The sequence below is a fragment of the Mesorhizobium sp. M7A.F.Ca.US.005.03.2.1 genome (genome assembly GCF_003997795.1).
In the GTDB taxonomy this organism is placed as follows: domain Bacteria; phylum Pseudomonadota; class Alphaproteobacteria; order Rhizobiales; family Rhizobiaceae; genus Mesorhizobium; species Mesorhizobium ciceri.
The window spans coordinates 1-7,389 of sequence record NZ_RZRP01000260.1 but is presented as its reverse complement, the minus strand read 5'-3'; the positions used below and the strand labels follow the sequence as shown (position 1 = coordinate 7,389).

Below are 7,389 nucleotides of genomic sequence, written 5' to 3'. Positions count from 1 at the left end.
GGCGACGCCCGTGACATCTGGGTGAACGAAGCCGGCTAGCGGAATACTCGCAGCAGGTGCGTCAGATGCGTTTCGAGAGCCTGCGGAACCACGCCATGGCCGGCATCTCGACAAAACGCCAGGTGATCCAGGAGGCGGCAATGGTAGCGGCGAGCATGACGACGATCGCCACCGCCCCCGTCCAGCCGGCACCGAAGCCGGTGGCAGGCTGGCCGCGCAGCATGAAGTCGCCGATCAGGCCAAGGCCGAGCTTGCGCTCGACGAGCCCCGCGACGTTGATCAGGCGCGCCTGGACGAAGATGTGGACCATGTAGATCGAATAGGACAGCGCGCCGAGCGTCAGCATGAACGGGGCTCTGAGCAAGGCGCTGATCCAGCCACCCTCATGGGCGAACAGAAACAGCGCCAGCGCGAACACCAGGGGTGCCGCGATGCCGAAGTCATTGTCGCCCGCCAGCGAAACGAAAAGCACGATGACGGCCACCATGACGATTTCGGCAAGGGTCCAGTCCATCCGCGGGCCGCCCCTGGCGAGAGCCTGTCGCGCCCCTGCGATGGAATCATGCTGAAACCAGGCCAGCAAGGCGCCGAGCGAGAAGCCGTACAGGCAACGGATGAAGCCGAAATCGAAGGACACATCCATATGATGGGTCGAGAAGCCGAGCAGGAACAGCGGCGCGGTGACGGCGGCCGCGACGAACCATATCCAGGCGCGCGCGCCGGCGACGAAGACCACGCCGGCAAACAGGAGATAGGCGAAGAACTCGGCCGAAATGCTCCAGCTCGGCGCATTCCAGGTCAATTGATCCTCGAAGCCGACACCCTGCAGCAGAAGGAGATTGGCAAGCAGGCTGTTGAGGTCGAAGCCGCCGGTGAAGGGGGCAGCCCCCGTGCCGTGCAATTGCGGCAGCATCAGCCGCAGCAGCTCGAAACCGGCGAAGGCGGCAAGCATGAGCAGATGCAGCGGGTAGATGCGGCCGAAACGGACCAGGGCGAAACGCGCGACCTGTCCCGGCTGGTTGAGCCGATCGCCGTAGCTGCTGGCGATGACGAAGCCGGAAAGGACGAAGAAGAAATCGACGAACAGGTAGGACGAACCGATGAAGGCGCTTTGCGAAATCGTCGAACCGGTAGGAAAGTGAAACAGCGCCACCAGAAGCGCGCAGATGCCGCGCCACGAATCGAGGACCAGGAAGCGTTCGCCGGCGACCGTGCCGGTGTGGGTCGACGCCGCGGCACGGGTGGGGTTGAGAAACGCGGTCTGGGTCATGATGATACAATCCTGTCTTGCCGTGGCACTCGGGCAGCGCCATTCCGTCTCGCCAAGCTATGACTGGCATCTTCCGTGCCGGTTCTGTAGTTGTTGCAACCCGATGAAAAACGAGGATCCGTAATGGCGAACCACACCATCGACAACGCCTTCACCGCCCGTTCCAAAACGGGCGCCGCGTTCGAGCCGACCTATTCCGGCGCGCTGTCGTTCATGCGGCGCAAATACACCAAGGACGTGAAGGGCGCGGATGCGGTGGTGTGGGGTATTCCCTTCGATGCCGCCGTCACCAACCGGCCTGGCGCCCGCTTCGGGCCGCAGGCGATCCGCCGTGCCTCGGCGATCCTCGACAACGACCCGCAGTATCCCTTTTCACGCGATCTGTTCGAGCATCTGGCGGTCGTCGACTATGGCGATTGCCTGCTCGATTCGGGCAACCATCAGAAGACGCCCGGCACGATCGAGCGCGAAGCGGCGAAGATCCTCAAATCAGGCGCCTTCCTGTTGACGCTCGGCGGCGATCATTTCGTCACCTGGCCACTACTCAAGGCGCATGCCGCCATCCATGGTCCGCTCGCTTTGGTGCAGTTCGACGCCCACCAGGACACCTGGCCGGACGACGGCAAGCGCATCGACCACGGCTCCTTCGTCGGTCGCGCCGTCAAGGAAGGCATCATCGATCCCGACCGGTCGATCCAGATCGGCATCCGCACCCATGCGCCCGACACGTTCGGCATCAAGATCCTCCATGGCCATGAAATCGAGGAGATGCGGGCGTCCGACATTGCCTACGCCATTGTCGACCGCACCGGCGGCAAAAAGACCTATCTCACCTTCGACATCGACTGCCTCGATCCGGCCTATGCGCCCGGCACAGGCACGCCGGTTGCCGGCGGGCCGTCCTCGGCCAAGATCCTGTCGACGCTGCGCCAGCTCAACCAGATCGATATTGTCGGCGCCGATGTCGTAGAGGTTGCGCCGGCCTATGATCACGCCGATATAACGGCAATCGCCGGCTCGATGGTGGCCATGCAGTATCTCGGTCTGCTTGCTGAACGGAAAGCCCGGCTTGAAGAGCTGAACAACGGCAATCACAATGGTGCCGCAGTGATTCAAGGCCAGGGCATACAGTATTGAAAACTCAGGGAATTTGAACAACCCATGAAACCGAAAATCTTCATCGACGGCGAACACGGCACCACCGGCCTGCAGATCAGGGCGCTGCTTGCCGAGCGCGGTGATCTGGAGATCATTTCCATCCCCACCGAGCGTCGCAAGGAAACGGCGGCACGTGCCGAGTTCCTCAATGCCGCCGATGTCGCTATCCTGTGCCTGCCCGACGACGCGGCGAAGGAAAGCGTCTCGCTGATCGCCAACGACACCACCAGGGTCATCGATGCGTCGACCGCGCATCGCGTGGCGGAGGGCTGGGCGTATGGTTTCGCCGAGATGGACAAGGACCAGGCAAAGGCGATTGCCTCGGCAAAGCGCGTCGCCAACCCAGGCTGCTGGCCGCAGGGACCGATCGCGACGCTGCGGCCGCTGGTCACAGCAGGCCTGCTGCCGGCGGATTTTCCGATCACCGTCAACGGCATTTCGGGCTATTCGGGCGGCGGACGGCCGATGATCGAGGACTACGTCGCCAAGGGCGAGGACGCCTCGGAATTCCTGCCTTACGGCCTCACCCTGCAGCACAAGCACGTGCCGGAATTGAGGGCCTATGCAAGGCTGTCGCATGATCCGATCATGCAGCCGGCGGTCGGCAATTTCGCGCAAGGCATGATCACCGTGGTGCCATTGCAACTCGGCGGCCTCGACCATGTGCCGACCGGTGCGGAGCTGCATGCGGCGATTGCCGACCATTTCGCCGCCATCAAGGGCGGTGTGGTCGAGGTGGCGCCCTATGCGCATTCGGAGCGCATGCCGGAGATCGATCCGGAGATCTACAACGGCACCAACCGGATGAAGGTCTATGTCTTCGCCAACGACAAACGGGCGCAGGCCCTGCTGCTGGCGGTCTACGACAATCTCGGCAAGGGCGCCTCGGGTGCCGCCGTCCAGAACATGGATCTGATGCTCGGCCTCTGATGGACACGCCAGCCTTTCCGGCGCGCTGGAAAGTCAGCGCGCCCGAACTCATTGCCGAGACCTTTTCGAGCCGCATCTGGAAGGTTTTGCGCGAAGACGGATCGCCGGCGATCGTCAAGGCGCTGAAGCCTTTCGATGACGTCGCCGACGAGTTGCGCGGAGAGCACTATCTCGCCTGGCGGCGCGGCGAAGGCGCGGTGCGTCTGCTCGGCCGCGACGGCCACAGCATGCTGCTCGAATATGCCGGTGAAACCCTGCTGCAGCAGGTTCTCGACGAACAGGGCGACTTTGCCGCGACCGCAATCGCGGCGGAGCTGATGGCAAAACTGTTTTCACGGGGGAAAGCCCCCTACCCGCCCGAGCTTCAGCCGCTCCGGGAACGCTTCGCCAGCCTGTTCGACAAGGCGAATACCGATCGCGACGCCGGCCTTGACAGCCTCTATGTCGAGGCAGCCGTCATCGCCGAGCGGCTGCTGGCCGATCCGCACGACATCAGGCCCCTGCATGGCGATCTGCATCACGAAAACATCCTGCACGGGCCGCGCGGCTGGCTGGCGATCGATCCGAAGGGCGTGCTCGGCGATCCCGGCTTCGACGCGGCGAACATGTTCTACAACCCGCTCGACCGGGACGATCTCTGCCTCGATCCGAAGCGGATCGCTGATATGGCCGAGATCTTTGCCAGAACACTGAGCCAGACACCGACCGCTATCCTCGATCATGCCATTGCCTATGGATGCCTGTCGGCGTCCTGGCATCACGAGGACGACAATGCGGTCGAGGAGAATCGCGAAATGTCGATCGTCAAGGCGATCCGGGCGGTGCGGGCAAGCTTCTGATCCGACCCAGTAGATCGGCTCGGGATCAGCCCCTGAGCGCTATTCCCGTCGGCAAGGGATAGGCGCCCTTGGTGCCGCGCCAATGGGCTGCTGCAAAGCCCAGCACGATCAGCGCAAATCCCTGATGGGTCAGCGCCATATGCAACGGCACATGCATGAGCAGCGTGCCGACGCCGATCGAGGCCTGCACCAGCACCAGTAGAAACAGCAGCGTCGCGCGGCGCGCATGCGTCGAGCCTGGCAGCCGCCGGCGCGTGGCGATCATGTGCCACAAGGCCACGACGAATACCGTGTAAGCGCCAAGCCGATGGACGAACTGCACCGTCTTCGGGCTCTCGAAGAAGTTGCGCCATGCCGGCTCGAGGATCAGCAGATCGCCGGGAATGATCTTGCCGTCCATCAGCGGCCAGGTGTTGTAGCTCAGGCCCGCATCGAGCCCGGCGACCAGGCCGCCGAGATAGATCTGGATCAGCGCCAGCAGCACGATGAAGCCGGCCAGCCTCTGCGTCGACCTATCGGCGGCAGGCTCGGAATGCGGCGCCAACCCGCGCGCGACCACCATGGTGGCGGTGAAGATCAGTGCGGCAAGGGTCAGGTGGGTCGCCAGCCGGTACTGGCTGACGGAGACCCGGTCGACCAGGCCAGAGGCCACCATCCACCAGCCGATGGCGCCTTGCAGGCCGCCAAGCAGCAGAATGCCCACGAGTTTCCGACCCAGGCCGCGCTCGATGCGGCGCGTCGCCCAGAAGAACAGCAGCGGCAAGGCGAAGACCAGGCCGACGCTGCGCGCCAGGATGCGATGCGCCCATTCCCACCAGAAGATCGATTTGAACGCTTCGATGCCCATGCCCTTGTTGAGCTCGGCATATTGCGGGATCTGCTGGTAGAGCTGGAATTCCTCTTGCCACTCGGCATCGTTGAGCGGCGGGATCACGCCATGGATCGGCTTCCACTGCGTAATCGACAGGCCGGAATCGGTGAGCCTGGTGGCGCCGCCGACCAGCACCAGCGCAAACAGCACCAGAAGCACCACATAGAGCCAGGCGCGCAGCAGCGCCCGGTTATGCAGGTCGCGGTCGCGGGCGACGTATGGCGCGGCAGCTGATATGGCAGCCATGATCTTGTCCCGGCAGGTTGATTTGGCGGATTGGTGGACCATCGCACCCGTGCTGGCAAGACCATCCGGCGCGGCACGCCGTCGCGCCGCGTCTCACCGGTTGCGCAGTCTCGCCTCAAGGCCTATGCGAGGCCGTTACCCCTTGAGCCTGCCAGGCCGCCTGTGCAAATTCCGGCATGCTCGATCAGGAGACCAACCATGCCCCTGCGCCTGAAAAAGCTGATCGGAATGTTTCTGCTGGTGGCGCTGGTCATCATCTATGCGCTGGTCGCATCGATCTTCGCGGTCGCCCGGCTGTCGGAGTCGGGTCCGTGGGTGCATTTCCTGTTCTTCCTGCTCAGCGGCCTGCTCTGGGTGCTGCCGGCAATGGGCATCATCAAATGGCTGATGCTGGAGCCGAGGGCCAAGCGCTAGGCGAAACCGCCAGCGTCAGATGGTGACGACCATCTTGCCGGCATTGGCGAGCGGCGTCGTCACGCCCGACAGCATGGTGCGAATATGGGCGAGGCTCTGATAGCGGCCGTTGACGGAAATCCGCGGCAAAGCATGCAGGAACCCGGCATGTTCGGCGCGCAGCACGCCGTGGCGCGTCGTCACGGCAGAGGTGTAGCCTGCGTCACGGGCAAAGCCGACTTCGCGACAGCCTACGGCACTCGCATAGCCATAGGGGTAAGCGAAATGGCGGGGCTCTTCGCCCAGTTCGGCCAGCAACATGGCGCGCACGGCGCCGATCTCGTGCCGGGCATCGGCTTCGGAGAGCCGCTTCAGATTGCTGTGGTTGATCGTATGGGCGCCGATCGTCACCAGCGGATGCGCGGCGATGCGGCGGATTTCGTCCCAGTTCATCAATGTGCGCAGGCGCGGACCGTCGGCGTCGATGCCATTTGCGCGAGCCAGATCGCGCAACACCGCCTGCAGGTCCTTCTCGCGGATTTCGGAGGTGAGATAGGCGTGCAGGCGTGCATTGGCCTGCAGCTTCTTCGCGGGGGTCGAGCAATCGATCGTCAGCGGACCCTTCGGCCGCGTCAGCGTCAAGGTATCGCGCGCGTTGACGATGTCCTCGACAACGTCCCACCACAGGTCGGCTGTGCCGTTGATCAGCCCGGGCGCGACATAGATGGTGATCGGCGCGCCGTGCTTCTCCAGCACCGGCAGCGCCTCGACCATATTGTCGCGATAGGCATCGTCGGCGGTGATCGTGGCAAACTGACCGCCTTTGCCGCCCGCCTTGATGCGCTCGACGGCTTCGTCCATGGAGACGAAGGCATAGCCATGCGCCTTCATGTCGGCGATCATGGCATCGAGGAACCCGGGCGCGATATTCAGATGCCGGTTGACGCCGTCCGGCTTTTCCGGCGTCGCGGTAACACGGTGCAGCATCAGGATGGCGCCAATGCCGCCGATGAACGGCTTGGCCAGCGGTGCAAGGCCGGTATAGCGGGCGACGTTCAGCGCCAGTTTCCGGATTGCCTCCCCGCCGTCGATCATTCATTCACCTTTTGCGCCTAGGCTGATCCAAGCACGGAATGCGCCTATGCGAACCCCCAAATCGCGACCAATACGCCCTAAGGATTGAGGTATGGTTGACGCAACTGCGTCATTTGACGGCAATCGGCTTGCGGCGACCGAGGCATCGTCGCGCGCCTTGCCACGGGACCGTGCCGGCCTGTCGATCTCGGTGGCGTCCACGGACGGACTGGCGGCCTATGCCGAGTTCTGCCGCTCGGCTCTGTTTGGTCCGGCGCAGGGTGCTGCCTGGATCCTGAACTGGGCGGCCGAGACACGACCGGACCTGCTCGTCGCGACGCTGAGTGCCGAGGGCAAACCGGTTTTTTCGCTGGCGCTGGAGATTGCCTCGAAGGGGCCGTTCCGGATCGCCCGCTTCATGGGTGGGCGCCACGCCAACGGCAACTTCGTCGCCGCGGACCCGAACTGGCTGGCCAAGGTGGATATGCCGGCCCTCCGATCGGTGCTGGCGGCCATCGCCGAGGCACGCCCGGACATCGATCTGGTCGCGCTCGAGCGGTTGCTGCCCGATCTCGACGGCGTCGCCAATCCGCTCGCATCGCTTGACC

At 63.9% G+C, this 7,389-nt stretch carries 7 protein-coding genes and 1 pseudogene; 5 read left to right on the top strand and 3 right to left on the bottom strand.

Translation table 11 applies throughout. The features are described 5' to 3' along the window. Positions 1–61: 61 nt before the first annotated feature. Positions 62–1,270: an acyltransferase gene (locus EN991_RS16155; protein ID WP_024504663.1), complete on the bottom strand. Its 1,209-nt coding sequence runs from the start codon at positions 1,268–1,270 to the stop codon at positions 62–64. Positions 1,271–1,393: 123 nt separating this feature from the next. On the opposite strand from EN991_RS16155, the gene speB reads away from it, so the two are divergent. From speB to EN991_RS16140, 3 genes are read left to right on the top strand one after another with little or no spacing between them, the layout of a single operon-like run. Continuing rightward, the gene (gene speB, locus EN991_RS16150; RefSeq protein ID WP_127369127.1) at positions 1,394–2,407 is read left to right on the top strand and encodes an agmatinase; all 1,014 of its coding nucleotides are present in this window, start codon (positions 1,394–1,396) and stop codon (positions 2,405–2,407) included. Between the two features lie 24 nt (positions 2,408–2,431). After that, the gene (gene argC, locus EN991_RS16145) at positions 2,432–3,358 is read left to right on the top strand and encodes an N-acetyl-gamma-glutamyl-phosphate reductase (protein WP_013532212.1); all 927 of its coding nucleotides are present in this window, start codon (positions 2,432–2,434) and stop codon (positions 3,356–3,358) included. Beyond that, positions 3,355–4,197, top strand: a complete 843-nt coding sequence (locus EN991_RS16140) for an aminoglycoside phosphotransferase family protein (RefSeq protein ID WP_198327658.1) — start codon at positions 3,355–3,357, stop codon at positions 4,195–4,197. The genes argC and EN991_RS16140 overlap by 4 nt, the downstream gene beginning before the upstream one ends. Positions 4,198–4,222: 25 nt before the next feature. On the opposite strand, the gene EN991_RS16135 is transcribed toward EN991_RS16140, so the two are convergent. Continuing rightward, positions 4,223–5,314: a COX15/CtaA family protein gene (locus tag EN991_RS16135; RefSeq protein WP_082826667.1), complete on the bottom strand. Its 1,092-nt coding sequence runs from the start codon at positions 5,312–5,314 to the stop codon at positions 4,223–4,225. 198 nt (positions 5,315–5,512) lie between these two features. Between EN991_RS16135 and EN991_RS16130 the strand changes: the two genes are divergently transcribed. Further along, positions 5,513–5,728 carry a DUF2842 domain-containing protein gene (locus tag EN991_RS16130; protein ID WP_013532215.1) on the top strand — a complete coding sequence of 72 codons (216 nt, stop codon included), beginning with the start codon at positions 5,513–5,515 and terminating at the stop codon, positions 5,726–5,728. 15 nt (positions 5,729–5,743) lie between these two features. Here the strand turns inward: EN991_RS16130 and EN991_RS16125 are convergent, their stop codons facing one another. After that, positions 5,744–6,802: a polysaccharide deacetylase family protein gene (locus tag EN991_RS16125; RefSeq protein WP_064995435.1), complete on the bottom strand. Its 1,059-nt coding sequence runs from the start codon at positions 6,800–6,802 to the stop codon at positions 5,744–5,746. Between the two features lie 91 nt (positions 6,803–6,893). Here EN991_RS16125 and EN991_RS16120 point away from each other — a divergent pair. After that, positions 6,894–7,389: pseudogene (locus EN991_RS16120) on the top strand (GNAT family N-acetyltransferase); the annotation flags it as partial.

What these genes read in the sequence shown, in the direction of transcription:
- EN991_RS16155 (WP_024504663.1), bottom strand. Translation starts at nt 1,270, where the DNA reads ATGACCCAGACCGCGTTTCTCAACCCCACCCGTGCCGCGGCGTCGACC.
- speB (WP_127369127.1), top strand. Translation starts at nt 1,394, where the DNA reads ATGGCGAACCACACCATCGACAACGCCTTCACCGCCCGTTCCAAAACG.
- EN991_RS16125 (WP_064995435.1), bottom strand. Translation starts at nt 6,802, where the DNA reads ATGATCGACGGCGGGGAGGCAATCCGGAAACTGGCGCTGAACGTCGCC.
- argC (WP_013532212.1), top strand. Translation starts at nt 2,432, where the DNA reads ATGAAACCGAAAATCTTCATCGACGGCGAACACGGCACCACCGGCCTG.
- EN991_RS16135 (WP_082826667.1), bottom strand. Translation starts at nt 5,314, where the DNA reads ATGGCTGCCATATCAGCTGCCGCGCCATACGTCGCCCGCGACCGCGAC.
- EN991_RS16130 (WP_013532215.1), top strand. Translation starts at nt 5,513, where the DNA reads ATGCCCCTGCGCCTGAAAAAGCTGATCGGAATGTTTCTGCTGGTGGCG.